Here is an 18,182-nt window from a genome sequence, read left to right as displayed (position 1 = left end):
CTCAAAACCATTATGCTTTTTCAAAAAGCTAACCATCCATCATTTTAAAAGCATAAGCGCTTCATCACTGCTGAAAACAGCACAAAAACAGATGAAAAACATATCTTTGTGGCGTCTTGAGTTTTGCCCAGATGGATACACATTCTGATTAGAACTTAAAAACGAAAGTAACACATGGCTTTTTTATAGGAAACATTAAGAAATTAAGAGAATTAAGATTGGATTTCCTTAACTATTCTTAATTCCCTAATGGTAAAGCCAACAAAATACAATGATGAACAAAGCAGTTAGAGTAAGATTTGCACCAAGCCCAACGGGAGGCTTACACTTAGGAGGCGTAAGAACCGCCCTTTTCAATTACCTATTCGCGAAGAAAAACAATGGAACCTTTATTTTAAGGATAGAAGATACCGACCAAACCCGATTTGTGGAAGGTGCGGAACAATATATTGTAGATTGTTTGGAGTGGTGTGGCATTGCTGCGGATGAAAGCCCACAAAAACCAGGGGCTTTTGGGCCTTATCGCCAAAGTGAACGCAAGCCCACTTACCGTCAATACGCAGAGCAATTGGTTGCCAGTGGTTATGCTTACTACGCTTTTGACACTGCTGAAGAACTTACCGCAAAAAGAGCGGAAGAGCCTAATTTCCTTTACGGACAAAAAACCCGCATGCAAATGCGCAACTCGCTAACCCTTACCCAAAATGAAGTAAGCGATCTGTTGTCGCAAAACACACCACATGTAATCCGCATTAAAATGCCTACCGATGAGCAGGTTACTTTTACGGATATGATTAGAGGTGTAGTGAGTTTCGACACCAATTTGGTAGACGATAAAGTACTTTTAAAAGCCGATGGAATGCCTACTTATCACTTAGCAGTAGTTGCTGATGATAAAGCGATGGAAATTTCACACGTGTTTAGGGGCGAAGAATGGTTGCCATCTGCACCAATCCATTTGTTGCTTTGGAGATATTTGGGGTGGGAAAACGAAATGCCTGTTTGGGCACATTTACCACTCATCCTTAAGCCTGATGGCAACGGAAAATTGAGCAAAAGAGATGGTGACAGACTGGGCTTCCCTGTTTACGCCATGAATTGGACAGACCCAAAAACTGGCGATTTAACCAAAGGCTTTAAAGAGCTTGGCTTTATGCCAGAGGCTTTTGTAAATCTTTTGGCTTTATTGGGCTGGAATGATGGCACCGACAAAGAAATATTTACGCTAGAAGAATTGAAAGCTGCCTTTTCTGTAGAAAGAATTAGCAAAGCTGGAGCGAAATTCGATTTTGAAAAAGCGAAATGGTTTAACCACGAATGGATCAAGCAGTCGCCAGTGAACAGTTTACAGCTAACAGTTAACAGTATACTTGCCGAAAAAGGCATTGAGGTAAAAAGCGAAGAAACGCTTGCCAAAGTCATTGAACTGGTAAAAGACAGATGTACATTGTTGCCTGATTTTGTAGCGCAAAGCGCTTATTTCTTTGCGGCGCCACGCGAATACGATGCCGCGGCAGTAAAACCTAAATGGAATGCCGACAAAGCTGTATTTTTTGAAGAATTTGCCAATACATTAAATATTGAGTTGAGCCCTTTGGATTTAGAAGCCAGTTTTAAAGCTTTGGCTGAAGCAAAAGGACTGAAACCAGGAGAAGTGATGCTGCCGTTACGCATTATACTAGTTGGCGGCAAATTTGGTCCAGGCGTGTTTGACATCGTTAAATTATTAGGCAAGGAAGAAACCTCTGCTAGGATCGCAAAGGGCATTGCTGCCTTTACATAAGTAAACAATAAGAAACACCCATATGACTCCTTAATCATATGGGTGTTTTTGCTTAAGATGGATTACTCTTCCAGAAAAGCCATTTCGTAAATAAGATAATGCTTGATGCCAAACTTTTTACCCCAATCTTCCACCTTCTCTCCACTTTGATCAACAGCACAGTACATTAGCCAACCATCTTTTTCATACGGCAGTATATAAGCAAAAACAGGAAAAGGCTTATTTAATTCAATTTTATAATGGTTGCCCAAAACCCGTAAACTGTAATTATCGGTTTTGAGCGATTGATATTTTTTATGCACCCCAATTCTAGGAAACCTAAAAAGTACCTGCAACTTCTCGTCTACCCTCCTTCCCAAAACGGAAAAAGATAAAGTATCCTCACTTGCATTGGTTAAATTCTTTAAGTCTTGTTTTTTGATTAAAGTATCAACCTTTTTAACCTTACCATTCCACATTTCCTTGCAATACAATACAATTTTCTTATCCTTCAATTGCGTTCCCGTCAATTTCACCTTGTAGTATTCCACACCTTGAAAATCTACAATTACTCTTGTTTCTTCGTTAGAAGGCCCATAATCTGCGGTCATTTTCACAGCATCTCCAGTTGGCTTTTGTGCCTTTGCCATATTCAACAAAGCAAGTGTGGTAGCTAGGCATAATAGTGTTTTTTTCATCGTTTTATTTTTACCAAAAATCCATAATTCCATCCTCAAACTGTGTTATCGTACCTGTTATAAAATGTTATAGAACGTTAACGGCTCCTTTTGAGAGAGACTTTTAGGTAACTTTGAGAATGTCCCAAAACACCCGCTATTTATTATCCGCATGTCTATTTGCCGTCGTAGCCTTTCTTTTTATTCAGTTCTATTGGATCAAAACCTATTACACTAGCACCCTAATTAATTTTGAAAGAGATGTCAACCTCGCTTTTGAAGACGGGGTAAAAAAGGAGTTTATGTTGCGATGTGATACCATTCAGCAAGCTATTGAAAACAATTTAATGGATTCAAGCAAGTTCATCATCAGTTCAAAATTTCATCCCACAGAAAAAGTGCAGGTATACACCATTAGATCCACCAAAGACCTTAACGATAACTTCGGTACCTCTTTTTCGAAGCAACAGCTCAACCAGCCCTTAACTAAAGGAGATGTATCACTTAAAAGAAAAATTGCAGCAGCTTTTGCCCAAAATATCAGACAAGAAGATTTAGAAAATCACTTCATTTACTACAGGACTCAAGATTTGGGTAGGTACATTGAAGAAAAAGCCAATCAGTATCAATTTGATACCGCCAGCTTGCGGAAAACGTTTAACTACTATTTAAATTTAAGAGGAATAAAGAGCGATTATACTTTTATCCTAAAGAACAAAGACAGTACCTTAAACAATCGCCCAAAGCTTTTTAGTAGATTTAAACAACCCATTGTCACAAAATCATTTCCCACCTACCTTCTTGAAAAAAATAGTTACGTTAGGGCAAGCTTTATTGCCCCTTTTAGCTACGTAATTTCAAAAACTTGGCTCCTAATTGCTTCTTCCATTGCATTAATGGTCATTGTTTGCTACCTCGTTTGGTTTTTAACAAAAACACTACTCTCGGCTCAAAAAGTAGCCCTTATTAAAGAAGATTTCATCAGCAACATTACGCATGAGTTTAAAACTCCAATAGCCACCGTAGCGGTAGCTGCAGAAGCCCTAGAAGATGCCGATACGATACAAAATTCGGAAAAAAGAAACAGGTATTTAAGCCACATCAAAAATGAAGCGCAACGCCTCAATCTTTTGGTAGACCAAGTGATGAGTTTATCTTTACAGAATCAAACAGCTTATGCACTTTATAAAGAAACGATTGTGGTTTCGGAAGTGATTAACCAGTTGATCAAGCTACATCAAATAAAAGCAGACAAATCACTTTTAGTGAACACCAACATACCAGAACAAATAACTGTTGAAGCTGATAAAAGTCAATTTTATCACGCTTTGAACAACATCATGGACAACGCGATAAAGTATTCAGATGACCAGGTGAACTTAGAAATAAACTCCTATGACAAAAACGGATTCATGATCATTGAAATCATAGACAAGGGAATTGGTATGGAAAAGTCGGAACTAAAGCTGATTTTTGATAAGTTTTACCGCATCAAAAACCAATACCATTCCATAAAAGGACACGGTTTAGGGCTAACTTTCGTGAAACAAATTATGGAACAACACCAAGGTTGGTATAAAATAGATAGCGAAATAAATAATGGGACAAAAGTAACGCTTGCATGGCCACAATAAAACATATCTTATTTGTTGAAGACGAACCTGCGTTAGCTGAAATTGTTAAGGAAAGTTTAATAATGAAAGGTTATAAGGTTTCTCATTGCAAAACAGGTCGAGAAACAATAAGTCTTCACGCCAATCAGGATTTTGACCTTGTGCTACTGGATGTGATGTTACCTGATGCCACAGGTTTTGAACTAGCCAAACAATTAAGACAAGCCAATTTACAAGTCCCTATCATTTTTTTGACTGCAAAAAATCAGCCGAGCGATGTGATCAATGGATTTGAAAGCGGCGCAAATGATTATATTAAAAAACCCTTTAGCTTGGAAGAACTTGCCATTAGAATCAAGGTCCTCCTTTCCACTGGCAGGCAACTAGAGGTGAATTCGCTATCATCCGCTACCAAAACAATTGCTATTGGAAAATATGAATTCATTTACCCTAAGGCAATCCTAAGTTTAAATGGACAAGTTCGAAAATTAACCAGTAGAGAAGCAGAAATATTGCAGTTGTTAATCCTCAACAAGGAGCATATTTTAACCAGAGATATTATCCTAAATCAGCTTTGGCAAAACAATGATTATTTCTCTGGCAGAAGTCTGGATGTTTTCATTACTAAATTAAGGAAATACCTAAAGGGTGATCCCTGCGTATGCATTGTAAATGTGCGAGGACAAGGCTATAAACTGATGTGCTAAACATTTTCTTGGCTTTATCAATCGAACTGTTTATCTTGTTTAAAATATTTTGGTTATGCAATGGTTTGGTAAAGGTAGCGACAATGTAGAAGACAGCCGAGGTAGCGGCGGCGGTAAATTTGCCCTAGGCGGCGGTGTTGGAATCATCGTCGTAATTTTAGGCTTACTATTCGGGAAAGACCTTACGGGCTTGGTTAATCAACTGCCCATAACTACCGAACAAACCGAAGTAAAAAGAGGCAGTTCTGCAAATGACGACCCACAAAAGAAATTTGTAGCTGGCGTACTTGAATCAACCGAGCAGGTTTGGACTGAACAGTTCAATGCCATGGGCCAGCAGTATCAATATACAACCTTAAGATTATTCGAGAATGGTGTACAAACTGCTTGCGGAGGTGCGAGTTCAGCCGTAGGCCCCTTCTATTGCCCAGCAGATCAAAAGGTATATATTGATCTTTCGTTTTACGATGATCTTAAAAACCGTTTTGGTGCTGCAGGCGATTTTGCCCAAGCTTATGTCATTGCGCACGAAGTTGGCCATCACGTACAAAACTTGTTGGGTACTTCAGAAAAAGTACAGCGCATGCGAAACAGATTGAGTGAAACCGAGTACAACAAACTATCGGTAATGTTGGAACTACAAGCTGATTTTTACGCGGGTTTATGGGCGCACCATGCTCAAAACCTCAAAGATTTCAGGCTTGAAGCTGGAGATATTGAAGAAGCCCTAACTGCGGCAAACGCAATTGGTGATGACAAGCTACAAAAACAGGCCACAGGCGAAGTAGTTCCCGATTCCTTTACCCACGGCACTTCCGCACAACGAATGTATTGGTTCAAAAAAGGTTTTGAAACGGGGGATATCCGACAAGGGGATACTTTCAAAGCAAATGATCTTTAATCTGAACAAGACTTTTACAACAGTTAGCTATAGTACAAAGTCATATCCGTCCTTTTTTATTACATTTGGGAATGATCTTACTTGTTGACGATACTCCAGAGAACCTGATCTCTTTGAAAAACGTTCTCGAAAAACATGGTTTTGAAGTAGATACCGCCAACTCAGGTGAAGAAGCACTTAAAAAAGTGCTTAAAAACTCCTATGTACTTATCATTTTGGATGTACAAATGCCAGAAATGGATGGCTTTGAAGTTGCAGAGGTGATTTCTGGTTACAGCAAAGCAAAAGAAACGGCTATCATTTTCCTTTCCGCAGCCAATACCGAATTCCGATTTATCGCAAAAGGTTACTCCTCTGGTGGTTTAGATTATATCACCAAACCTGTCGATATCAACATTCTGTTGCTAAAAATCAAAACCTTTTATCGCATTTACGAACAGAGCCGCAAACTGGGCGAGGTACAAAAAGCATTACTGGAAGAGATAGAATTTCGAAAAGCAGCTGAACTTAAAAAAGACGAGTTCATTAGCATTGCCAGCCACGAGCTTAAAACACCATTAACTAGTGTAAAAGGATATATACAGCTCCTGGAGCGAGGTTTGGCCAAAGGCGATATCGAACAGGTTAAAAGTCACCTATCCAAGGCACAAATACAACTTGAGAAATTAAACGGACTGATTGCCGATTTACTCGATATCTCGAAAATTGAAAGCGGCAAACTCAAGTTCAACAAGCAATATTTCGATATGGACACCTTATTGGAAAACATTATCGAAGTCATGCATCAATCTAATCCTGATTTTAAAATCATCAAAAACGGCAGTGTAAATGTCAAGGTTTTTGGTGATGAAATGCGTATTGAGCAAGTCGTCGTTAATTTTTTGACTAATGCCATTAAATATTCACCAGGAACCAACGAAGTACTCCTAAATATACGCTTACAAAACAATGAGCTGTATGTTGGTGTTAAAGATTTTGGCATTGGCATGCAACCAGAACAAGTGAAAAGAGTTTTCGAAAAGTTTTATCGTGTAGAAGAAACTTCCCATCGCTTTCAAGGCCTTGGCATTGGCCTGTATATTTCTTCCGAGATCATCAGCCGCCATGGTGGACATATCAATGTAAACTCTGTATATGGCGAAGGCTCTGAATTTTATTTCACCATTCCTATTGACCAATTAATGACCGACGTTTAACGTTAATTTATTGTAGATGAAACTATCCCTAAAAACTAACCTCCGTATCGGTTTAGGCATATCACTAATCTTGCTCATCATTAGCTCCACAGCTTCTTATATCAGCATCAAGAATTTAATTAAAAGTGCTGATTTGGTGGTTGAAAGTAACAACATTATCAACGATGTTGACAATATTGTTTCGGCCTTAAAAGATGCAGAAACTGGACAAAGGGGCTTTCTGCTTACTGGAAACCCTGTTTTTTTAGAGCCCTATAACAATAGTGAAAGAAGAACAGATTCGCTTTTTTCGAGAGTAATGGCAAGCACCAAAGATAATCCCTACGAACAGCAGAAATTAAAAGAGCTTCGAAACATTATCGAAAAAAGAATGGATATTTTAGTGAGCACCATTCAAACCAAGCGCAACAAAGGTATCGTGCTTGAGGCTGCTCTATTAGAAGGGAAAATCTATATGGATGGTGCTCGCAGGGTAATTAGAGAGATTAAGGCGGAAGAAAAAAATTCCCTGGCCATCAAAACCAAAGAGATGAATGCTTTGGCAGGGTTCTCTCCCTACCTGATTATCTTCGCGGCCATATTATCGGTGCTCAGTACCGTTTTCTTTTACCAGAAAGTAAGTTCAGAATTTAATGAGCGTGTATCCTTATTTCAGCAACTACAGCACATTAACGAAGATACTGCCAAACGCATTGACACCATCAAGAGCATTGCCCATCAAATTTCTACTGGGAATTATAAAGTAAGACTTCACGAAACCTCAAAAGATGGTTTAGGCAGTTTGTCTGGTTCTTTAAATAGCATGGCCGAAGCCCTGCAAACCTCTTTTGCTTTGTTAGAAGATAAAGATTGGATGCAGACTGGTGTTGCCATCCTAAACGATAAAATGGTGGGTGATAAAGAGGTGCATTTACTCTCTAAAGATATTTTAGAGGCTTTAGTAGAACATACCAAGAGCTTTGTGGGCGCATTTTACATCCTAGAAGAAGATCAAGAACTACACTTGGTTAATGGCTTTGCTTTAAATACCAAACTGCAACGAAAAAAAATAGCCATTGGCGAAGGCTTGGTTGGACAGGCGTTCCAATCTGAAAAACTCATCCTTCTAGAAAAAATCCCTGATAAAGAAGCAACCATTACCTATGCTACTGGCGAAACAAAGCCAACTACCGTGGTGGCATTCCCAATCATCAGAAATGGTTTGGCGATGGGCGTAATTGAACTGGCAACCATCAATACCTATCCGCAGCGCAAGTTGGATTTTATGCAGAATGTTTCTTCAAATATTGGTGTGGCCATTAATGCAGCGCAAAACAGGAAGAAACTACAGGATTTCTTAGAAGAAACCCAATCGCAGGCAGAAGAATTACAAGCACAACACGGAGAATTGGAAGCGCTAAACTCCGAGCTGGAGGCGCAAACCCAAAAAATACAAGCTTCGGAAGAAGAACTAAGGGTACAACAAGAAGAATTGCTTCAAAGCAACCAAGAGCTGGAAGAAAGAAGCAGCCTATTGGAAGAACGCAATCAATTGATTTTAGAAAGAAATCTGGAAATCAAACAGAAAGCAGAGCAACTAGAACAAAGTACCCGCTACAAATCCGAGTTTTTGGCCAATATGTCGCATGAGCTTCGTACCCCTTTAAATTCTATTTTGTTGCTATCTAAGCTAATGGCCGAAAGCGAACAACTAGAAAAAGAATACACCGAATATGCCTCAGTAATCCAAAGTTCTGGCCATGGCTTGTTAAGCTTAATTGATGAGATTTTAGACCTGTCGAAGATTGAGGCGGGCAAGATGGAACTGGAAATTAGCGAGGTAAGAACAGATGAAATTACAACAGATATTAGGTCGTTATTTATGCCGATAGCAAAAGATAAACATCTTGACCTAGTGATTGGCGTTTCTGGCGATGCACCTAATTCATTCACTACAGACCGCATGCGTTTATCGCAAATCTTGAAAAACCTGTTATCTAACGCCTTCAAATTTACTTCAAAAGGTAAGGTTAGCTTATCTATCGGCTATCATGCCAAAGAACAGGTCCTTACTTTTGCGGTTAGCGACACTGGAATTGGCATTCCTCAAAATAAACAAGGGCTTGTTTTTGAAGCTTTCCAGCAGGCAGACGGTTCTACCCGCCGCAAATTTGGCGGTACTGGTTTGGGCCTATCCATCAGCAAGCAACTGGCCAAGCTATTAGGCGGCACCATTAAATTGGAAAGCAAAGAAAATGAAGGGAGTACTTTTACGCTGATTATTCCAGCTAATTTTAACGAAAGAACTGGTGCGTTATTTACCGACTTGCAAGAAGAAGAAAAAGCAGCTGAAGAAAAAGTAGAACAACAACGCGAAGAAGAACGTTTTGTGGTTTCGAAAATACCAGAGGACGTAGAGGACGACAGGAACAGCTTACAGCCCGATGATAAAGTAATCCTGATTATTGAAGATGATACTTATTTTGCCAAAACGTTGTTGGATTTCACCAGAAAACGCAACTATAAAGGCTTAGTAGCAGTACGTGGCGATGTGGGTATAGAAATGGCGCAGAAGTATAAGCCATTGGCCATTTTACTGGATATTCAGCTTCCTATTAAAGATGGCTGGCAAGTGATGGATGAGTTAAAGGCAAATCCAACAACTAAACCTATTCCAGTACACATCATGTCTTCGCTTTCTGCAAAAAGGCAAAGTTTACAAAAAGGTGCCGTAGATTTCATCAACAAACCTTTTGCGCTGGAGCACATGAAACAGATTTTCGAGAAACTGGAACATGCACTGAGCAAAAACCCTAAAAAGGTGCTCATTGTCGAAGAAAATCAACAGCATGCCCAAGCATTAAGTCATTTCCTAAGCTCGGCCAGCCTGCAAACCATTGTGGCCTCAAACATCAGCGACAGCATTGAGGCGCTACACCAAAAAGAGGTTGATTGCGTGATTTTGGATATGGGCATCCCAGATAAGAATGCATACGAGACCCTGGAAACTATTAAGAAAAGTAACGGTCTGGAGAACTTGCCGATTATCATTTTTACTGGAAAAAATCTTTCTAAAGGAGAAGAAACCCGCATTAAGCAATATGCAGATTCCATTGTGGTAAAAACCGCCCATTCTTACCAACGAATTTTAGATGAAGCCGCGCTGTTTTTACACTTGGTAGAAGAAAAAGGCAATAAAAGCAAAGAAATAAAAGGAGAAACGCTGCAAAATGTAACCGATGTCCTTAAAGACAAAGTGGTGCTTATTGCCGATGATGATGTGAGGAACATTTTCTCTTTAACAAAAGCCTTGGAGCCACATAAAATGAAGGTATTGCCTGCCATTGATGGCAAGGAGGCTTTGGCCGCCATTAAGGCCAACCCCAAAATTGATGTGGTGTTAATGGATATGATGATGCCAGAATTGGACGGCTATGAAACCACTAAACAAATTAGGGCTATGCCTGCTTATAAAAACCTACCTATTTTAGCGGTAACGGCAAAAGCGATGATGGGCGATAGAGAAAAATGTATTGCCGCTGGCGCTTCGGATTACATCTCAAAACCTGTGGATATAGATCAATTAATTTCATTATTGAGAGTTTGGCTTTACGACAAATCTAATTAAGCTCTAAATATGCAAAGCACAGAAAAGAAAATTTTAATTATTGATGATGATAGCAGAAACATTTTTGCTTTAAAAGCTGTTTTAACTGCTAAAAAGTATGCTTGTATAGCGGCAAACAACGCTAAAGAAGGCTTGGACCTCATCAAAAAAGAGGGAGATGTTGGTGTAGTTCTTTTGGATATGATGATGCCAGACATGGACGGATACCAGGCGCTTGCAAAAATGCGGGAAGATCAACAACTAAAGGATGTACCAGCCATTGCGGTTACGGCACAAGCCATGTTGGGCGATAAAGAGAGATGCCTGGAAGCGGGGGCGGTAGGCTATATCTCAAAACCTGTTAACGTTGAAGAATTAATTAAACTCATAAACAAATACCTATAGTGTCTCAAGCAGGGGTTATATCGGACGAACAAGTAGAAATCCTCATCAATGATGTGCTAGAGCATCATGGTTATGATTTTACGGGTTATTCTAGGGCATCCCTCAAAAGACGTTTATCCAGATTATACAGTTTAGACAAACATTTAAGCTTTGCCGAGTTCAGGTATAAAACTTTGAACGATGATGTATATTTCAAGCATTTTGTAGAGGGGGTGACGGTAAACGTTACAGAAATGTTCCGCGACCCTTCATTTTATCGATTGCTAAGAAAACAAATATTACCCAACTTAAACACCTACCCTTTTATCAGAATTTGGTTGGCAGGTTGTTCTACAGGTGAAGAGGCTTATTCCATTGCCATTTTACTGAAAGAGCTTAATCTATTGCAAAAATCGTTGATTTACGCAACCGATATTAACCCAACGGTACTAGAAAAAGCTTCGAACGGCATGTTTCCGCTTAGCCAAATGAAAAGCTACTCTGAAAACTATATCGCTGCTGGCGGAATCAAAGATTTCTCCTCTTACTATTCTGCCAACTATAACTTGGCAAAATTTGATGAAGAGCTTAAACGAAAAATGATTTTTTCGACACATAACTTGGTTTCCGATAGATCCTTTAATGAGTTTCAGCTGATTTTATGCCGAAACGTGCTCATTTATTTCGACAGACCTTTACAGTTCCGTGTGTTACAGCTATTTGATCAAAGCTTGGAAAATTTAGGCTATTTGGCTTTAGGTACCAAAGAAACCATTGATTTCTCACCCATATCAGCTACTTATAAAAAAGTAGGAACGGAAAAAGTTTGGAGGAAGGTTGGCGCATGAGAAAAACAGCAGCATTGGTAATTGGCGGTTCGGCAGGCAGCTTAGATGTCCTGTTAAAAATATTACCCCAAATAAGTCCCAATATCGGCTTTTCTATCATTATTGTAGTTCATCGCAAGCAAGGCACAGATTCTTTGTTGAGCGACCTGCTATCCCACCGTACAGCACTAAAAGTAAAAGAAGCTGATGAAAAGGAGAAAATCAACAAGGGCTATATTTACATCGCCCCGTCAGATTACCACCTGCTTATTGAAAAAGACTTTACTTTCTCATTAGACTATTCGGAAAAAATCAACTATTCCCGCCCATCCATTGATGTTACTTTTCAGACTGCAGCGGATGCCTACGGGGATCAATTGGCTTGTTTATTACTTTCGGGCTCTAATGCCGATGGGGTAAATGGGCTGATATCTGCAAAGAAAAATGGAGGTATTACCCTTGCGCAAGATCCCGAATCGGCACAAGTTAAGTATATGCCCGAACAAGCAATTTTAAGAGCCAACGTTTCTGCGGTGCTAAAAATTGAAGAAATGGCTAATTATATCAATTCTTTATCTTTAAACCCATAAAAAAGATGAGCAAAAAGGTTTTCATTTTTGATGACAACAAAGATATTTTGGAACTCTGCACTCTTATCCTAGAAGGAGCAGGATACGAAACCAAAACCTCATCTACCTCTAACCACATCATTGAACAAGTGGCGGGCTACCAACCCGACGTGATTTTAATGGATAACTGGTTGCCAGATGTAGGCGGTATAGAAGCCACACAGGAACTTAAAAGACATCCTATGTACAAAGGCATCCCTGTGATTTATTTTTCGGCCAATAACGACATTAAAGCCTTGGCCGAAACGGCTGGTGCCGAAAGTTATTTGGCCAAACCTTTTGACATTGACCAGTTGGAACAAATAGTGGTTGCAATGATTGGAAAATAATAAAGCAGTAAAAGGTGTTGTTATTCAATTAATTTAAAATTTAACGAATACCCGCCATACCGCTATTGGCCAGATTTATTGTATTTACTACTTTTGCGTTCAAAAAAATATCATGCCAAAATTTCGCCTCAAAAAAGCACTCTCAAAAAGACTGCTTATTTTTTCTTCAATTTCTCTTTTTGTTTCCTATACATTCATCTCATATACCTCTTATGCACAAAATTGGCAGCCACTAGGACCCAATGATTTTGTTCAAGCAAGTTATGGAGAAGCCGCTAATACGAATATTGTAATTTCCAATGGAATACCTCACATTATTTTCCAAGACAGAAATCAAAACAATAAGGTGACGGCAAGAAAATTTAACGGCACTGAATGGGAAAATGTAGGAAATGTAGGTTTTAGTGCGGGAGAAGCTAATCAGATTGTTAGTGCCACCGACAATTTAGGAGTGATGTACGTAGCTTACCAAGATGCCGCTAATAACAACAAAATAACGGTACAAAAGTATAATGGCACAAATTGGGAAAATATAGGCAATGCGGGATTTTCAGATGGAGTTGCCTCTTATATATCCATTTATGTGCATGGAAGCACCCCCTATGTTGCATATTGCGACATTTACAACGGTAGTAAGGCCACCGTAAAAAAGTTTACTGGAACATCATGGGAAACCGTAGGCCTAGTTGGCTTTTCTACGGGAACGGCCTATTTCACCTCTATAGCGGTAAACAGTAATGGGGTACCCTATATTATTTACCAAGATGGTGCAAACAACAATAGCGCTACGGTACAAAAATTCAACAATACTACATGGGAAATTGTTGGCAACTTAGGGTTTTCTGCGGGCGAAACAAATTATTTAGACATCGCCATTCATCAAGATATTCCTTATGTAGCTTATCAAGATCTGGCTAACGGAAACCGATTGACAGCGCAAAAATTTAACGGCGCCAACTGGGAGCCAATTGGTAACCCTGGATTTTCTGGAGCAAATGTTATACAAATATCGATCGCTGTAGATCCAACTGGTATTCCATATATTGCTTATAGAGATGGTAGCAATAGTAACAAACCCACAATACAAAAATTTAATGGGACTACGTGGCAAGTTTTAGGACAGAGTGGCTTTTCAATTGGCTCCGTTAACTTTCTATCTTTTATCCTAAACAATGGTACGCCATATGCTGCTTATGATGATAATGGAGATAACAATAAGGCTTATGTTAAAAGGTTTAATGGCACTAATTGGGAAAAACTTGGCTTAAGTGGTCTTTCAGAGGGTATAGCAGACCATGTCGTTATCGAAAGTAACAGTGCTGGCCTTCCTTATGTATTTTACCAAGATATTGTAAACAGTGGAAAGGCAACGGTACAAAAGTATAATGGCACTAATTGGGAAAATGTAGGCCCTGCAGGGTTCTCTTTAGGGCCTGTGTTCTATAATAGTATTGGTTTTGATGGAAATCTACCCCAAGTAGCATATTGCAATGCAAATGATAATTACAAAGGCTTCGTCCAAAAATTCAATGGAACATCTTGGGAAACGATAGGTAATGCGCCATTCTCTGAAAGTTCGGCCCAATTTAGTGATATGGCAATTTACAATGGGATTACTTATGTAACCTACAGAGACGCAAATAGCTCCAACAAAATAACCGTTAAAAAATTCAACGGAACATCGTGGGAAGTTATTGGTACGCCAGGTTTTTCTGCAGATGCCGTAGCTTTTACATCAATTGCTGTTTACAATGGAACCCCCTATGTAGCTTATACAGATTTTGCCAATAATTTAAAGATTACTGTTCAAAAATTTAACGGCACAAACTGGGAGATCGTAGGTCCATCGCAATTTTCATCAGGAACAGCTATTTATATCGATATCGCGATTTACAATGGTACTCCATATGCTGCTTATCAAGACGTAGCTGCTGGCAATAAAATTACTGTACAGAAATTTAACGGCACTAATTGGGAAAATGTAGGCCCTGCAGGGTTTTCTTTAGGAGTGGCCAATTATATCAAGATGACATTTTACGATGGCAAACCATATGTGACTTATATCGATGCTGGTTATGGCAGCAGAGCAGTAGTGCAAAAATTCGATAACAATAACTGGGAAATGATAGGATCGGGTCCAGCTTCTGCAGCCATTGCCAGTTACAGCAGCATTACGACTACCAACACAGAACTAATTATCACCTACTTATCCAAAGGAGTTTTTGCTAAAAAAATTGCATTACCACCAAGCACACTTCCGCTCAACCTTATTTCATTTAAAGCGAATAAAGCTTCGGGGCAATCGGCCTTATTACAATGGCAAACGGGATCAGAACAGGATGTGAAAAATTTTGATATTTATCGCCGTACAGACGAAACAATCTTTATCAAAATAGGAACAGTAGCCGCAAATACGCAGTCTGTCAACAATAGCTATGCTTTCTATGATAAAGCACCATTAAACGGCAACAATTATTATCAATTGATGTTGGTGAACCAAGATGGAACAACTACAGTTTTGGGGACAGCGCATTTAGCTTTTGGTTTTGACAGCGATAATATCTCTGCGTTTCCTAACCCAACGCTACAGAATGTAACCGTTTCGTTTACTCCAAATAGATACAGCTCACTTAACATATTTGAACAAACAGGAAGAAAAACAGAGCAAAGACAAATTGGTCCAAATGCCTCCAGCATCACCGTAGATTTTTCCACTTATTCAAAAGGCATCTATTTCATAAGCTTAAGCGGGAATGGCGTTACGGAAACAAAAAAAATTGTTAAGCAATAGCATCCCTTAATCTTATACTGCTAAAAAATAAAAAGACTTACGAAGTCTTGAACCTTCGTAAGTCTTCCAAGAATCTAGTAAAGCACTAGTTCTTCATCCTACCTTGCTCCGACTCTGTTCCTGTAGATCTTCTGCGGGCAGGTTTAATCTCATTCTTTCCGAATCTATAGCTAAAGTTAAGCCTAAACAATTGCGTTTCGTTCTTTTGGTAAAGGTTATAGCTCAACCCAGGATAGGCACTGCTCAATCTGGTTCTGTTGGTATCAAAAACGTCTGAAACGGCAAACCTGATACTTCCTTTTTTGTTAAGGATGGCTTTGCTAATGCCTATATCTACAAATGCTTTTTGCTCTATGGCAAGCGTACCGTAAGTTAACGGTGATTCGTAATTGGCATTGATTTCAGCCGTTAACCCATCCATAATGATGAAGTTGTTCTGCATACGCACCTGATAAGAAGTTTGACCCGTTTTTAAGGCTTGCCCTTCTAAGTTGGGCGTTTCAAAGGCCAAATGGAAAACATTCAGATTGTTATTCATCGTCCACCACTTGCTTACTTTTATGGGAATAGAAAGATTTCCAGAAATCGTGGTGTTTTTGGCAATATTTGCATTGGTTTGATATAACGCCTTTTGTTTTTCATCTGGCAAAATCACTTCTGTAATCGCATCGTTTACCACGCTGTAGCCAAAGTTCAAGAAATACTTTTGCATGAAGGTATAATTTACCTCGTAATTGTTAGTATACTGTGGATTTAAGAAAGGATTACCCTTGTTGTAGGTATATTGATCCAAATAGTACATAAATGGATTTAAGGCGTCGTAACTCGGCCGATCAATCCTGCGTCCATAAGAAATGCCCACTTGGTGGTTTTTAGACAAAGTTTGTTGAATGTAAATGGTTGGAAAGAAATCCCAATAGCTACGTTTTACAACTTCGTTGGTCGTTAGCAAATTACCTTTCGAGTTGGTTTGCTCCATACGTAAACCTAACTGAACGCTGGTATTTTTAAACTGCTTATTCAAGTTAGTGTATACCGCATTTACATTTTCATCGTACACAAACCTATTGCTACGGCGCACATCATTTTGCCAAGTATTGCCAATCCACTCCTCTGCACGTAAATCGTTGTCGGTTTCTACCCAACTGCTTTTAGCGCCAGCTTCAAATTTCATGGTTTTACTGATGGGCAAAACATAATCTACCTTAACCGCTTTAATATCGATGATACTTGGGCTATTGTTTCTTAAACGACCAATTGGCTTCACCAAAGATCCATCTGGAAAACGATAGTCATTTACCAGCTCGGCATTGTCTTTTCCATGGTACCTAGAATAATCCGCATCAGCAGTAAGCTCTTGGCCAGTAGTGTCTAAAACTGATTTATAATTCAGGTTATAAGAGAAGTTACGATAGCTTGATATTTGCGTGTTATTGGCCGCCAAGGTGGAATCAATTTGTGTAAACGACTTTCCAATCAATGTACGGTTGGTCGATATATCTTCAGCGCTATTCAAGTAGCCATTTACCAAAACACCAATGGTATTGTTTTTATTAAGAAAGAAATCGGCACCTACTTTAAAGTTATTGTTTTCATAATCACGGGTATCGTCACCCTTTTGAGAAAAATAAGTATCGGCATTAGCGCCAGAACCTTTAGAAACACGGTCGATATTAATTGTATTGTCCCTAGCGCCCTTATTAAAGTTATAGCTACCAAAAACGTTCACGCCTTTGTTCCTATAGTTTAGATTTAGACCTGTGTTTCCCCGAAGATTTTTACCGTAAGCCATCCCTGCATTAAAACTGCCGTTGGCGCCACCACTTCTAGCTTTTTTGGTTTTGATATTGATGATTCCTGAATTTCCAGATGCATCATATTTTGAAGATGGATTGGTAATCAGTTCGATGGTTTCTATTTCGGAGCTTTGCATGTTTCTCAACAAGTTGGCTACATCTGCTTGGCTCATGTACGTCTGTTTGCCATCTAGCATGATCAAAACACCTTGTTTACCTTGCATTGAAATTCTGTCATTCTGATCGACCGTAACCCCTGGCGCTCTTTGTAGCACCTCTAATGCCGACGAACCTGCTGCAGCGGAGCTGGCTTCAACGTTCATCACCAATTTATCGGCCTTACGCTCCAAAAGAGGTTTTACAGCAGTAATGCTTACTGCATTTAAGGTTTTACTGGTGGCTACTAAAATAATTTCAGGTAAGTTGAGCGCTTGTTCTGCTACCGTAAAAGCTTTGCCTTTATGAATTTGGTAGCCCATCATGTTAATTTTGATGTAATAACTGCCAGAGGCGATGCTTGGAAAGCTAAATTTTCCCTCTGGAGTGGTCATGGCTGTTTTCACCAAAGATGAGTCTGAGGATTTAAACAAACCTACCGTGGCATAATCAATGGGTTTGCGCTGCTCGTCTAAAACCAAGCCGTTAACATCTACTTGTTTAGCCCTATTAGGCGAGGCATAAAGTGCCGTAGAAGCAAATAAAGTGAGGATTAAGAGGTATATAGCTTTCATTTGTGTGTTGTTTTATCTTCAAAATTTTGGGCAAAAAAATTCCTGTACGCATTTAGCGCATTTTTTTACCTTTTATAAGTTTTTCGCTTAGTTTTTCAAAAAGGGAAATCCCTTATTAAATAGTTTGTAGCATGTAGACGATAGAGTTTTGCAAAAGGTTACAAGAAATTTTCATTTTTTTAAGCAACCACACCAAAAGGCATAAAAAAAGAGGCCTAGTTTTGCAACTAGACCGCTTCTTTGGGTTTAAAAT

Annotated in this window: 13 protein-coding genes; 11 read left to right on the top strand and 2 right to left on the bottom strand. The window is 39.2% G+C overall.

Going from position 1 to position 18,182, the window contains the following annotated elements:
* Window positions 1–274 precede the first annotated feature (274 nt).
* Window positions 275–1,783: a glutamate--tRNA ligase gene (gene gltX, locus DUT70_RS12205; protein WP_113647612.1), complete on the top strand. Its 1,509-nt coding sequence runs from the start codon at window positions 275–277 to the stop codon at window positions 1,781–1,783.
* Between the two features lie 62 nt (window positions 1,784–1,845).
* Here the strand turns inward: gltX and DUT70_RS12200 are convergent, their stop codons facing one another.
* Window positions 1,846–2,460, bottom strand: a complete 615-nt coding sequence (locus DUT70_RS12200) for a hypothetical protein (protein ID WP_128353356.1) — start codon at window positions 2,458–2,460, stop codon at window positions 1,846–1,848.
* A 119-nt stretch (window positions 2,461–2,579) separates the two neighbouring features.
* Between DUT70_RS12200 and DUT70_RS12195 the strand changes: the two genes are divergently transcribed.
* From DUT70_RS12195 to DUT70_RS12150, 10 genes are all read left to right on the top strand, one after another.
* The gene (locus DUT70_RS12195) at window positions 2,580–4,073 is read left to right on the top strand and encodes a sensor histidine kinase (protein WP_113647610.1); all 1,494 of its coding nucleotides are present in this window, start codon (window positions 2,580–2,582) and stop codon (window positions 4,071–4,073) included.
* Window positions 4,061–4,759, top strand: a complete 699-nt coding sequence (locus DUT70_RS12190; RefSeq protein ID WP_113647609.1) for a response regulator transcription factor — start codon at window positions 4,061–4,063, stop codon at window positions 4,757–4,759. Before DUT70_RS12195 ends, DUT70_RS12190 begins: the two co-directional genes overlap by 13 nt.
* 55 nt (window positions 4,760–4,814) lie before the next feature.
* Complete coding sequence (ypfJ, locus tag DUT70_RS12185) at window positions 4,815–5,660, top strand: KPN_02809 family neutral zinc metallopeptidase (RefSeq protein ID WP_113647608.1); 846 nt, start codon at window positions 4,815–4,817, stop codon at window positions 5,658–5,660.
* Between the two features lie 71 nt (window positions 5,661–5,731).
* Window positions 5,732–6,856 (top strand): ATP-binding response regulator, encoded by a 1,125-nt coding sequence (locus tag DUT70_RS12180; protein WP_113647607.1) that lies wholly within the window; start codon window positions 5,732–5,734, stop codon window positions 6,854–6,856.
* Window positions 6,857–6,872: 16 nt separating this feature from the next.
* A complete protein-coding gene (locus DUT70_RS12175) occupies window positions 6,873–10,463 on the top strand; it encodes a response regulator (RefSeq protein WP_113647606.1) in 3,591 nt (1,196 codons plus the stop codon).
* 9 nt (window positions 10,464–10,472) lie between these two features.
* Complete coding sequence (locus tag DUT70_RS12170) at window positions 10,473–10,847, top strand: response regulator (RefSeq protein ID WP_113647605.1); 375 nt, start codon at window positions 10,473–10,475, stop codon at window positions 10,845–10,847.
* A complete protein-coding gene (locus DUT70_RS12165; protein WP_113647604.1) occupies window positions 10,847–11,674 on the top strand; it encodes a CheR family methyltransferase in 828 nt (275 codons plus the stop codon). The genes DUT70_RS12170 and DUT70_RS12165 overlap by 1 nt, the downstream gene beginning before the upstream one ends.
* On the top strand, window positions 11,671–12,243 hold the full coding sequence (locus DUT70_RS12160; RefSeq protein ID WP_113647603.1) for a chemotaxis protein CheB: 573 nt from the start codon (window positions 11,671–11,673) through the stop codon (window positions 12,241–12,243). The genes DUT70_RS12165 and DUT70_RS12160 overlap by 4 nt, the downstream gene beginning before the upstream one ends.
* Before the next feature lie 5 nt (window positions 12,244–12,248).
* Entirely contained in the window at window positions 12,249–12,611 is a 363-nt protein-coding gene (locus tag DUT70_RS12155; protein ID WP_113647602.1) for a response regulator, read from the top strand.
* A gap of 112 nt (window positions 12,612–12,723) precedes the next feature.
* A complete protein-coding gene (locus DUT70_RS12150; protein WP_113647601.1) occupies window positions 12,724–15,402 on the top strand; it encodes a T9SS type A sorting domain-containing protein in 2,679 nt (892 codons plus the stop codon).
* A gap of 85 nt (window positions 15,403–15,487) precedes the next feature.
* Here the strand turns inward: DUT70_RS12150 and DUT70_RS12145 are convergent, their stop codons facing one another.
* Window positions 15,488–17,929 carry a TonB-dependent receptor domain-containing protein gene (locus tag DUT70_RS12145; RefSeq protein ID WP_113647600.1) on the bottom strand — a complete coding sequence of 814 codons (2,442 nt, stop codon included), beginning with the start codon at window positions 17,927–17,929 and terminating at the stop codon, window positions 15,488–15,490.
* Window positions 17,930–18,182: the final 253 nt, after the last annotated feature.

The organism is Pedobacter chitinilyticus (genome assembly GCF_003313385.1).
Taxonomy (GTDB): domain Bacteria; phylum Bacteroidota; class Bacteroidia; order Sphingobacteriales; family Sphingobacteriaceae; genus Pedobacter; species Pedobacter chitinilyticus.
This window is presented reverse-complemented; position numbering and strand designations above follow the sequence as displayed.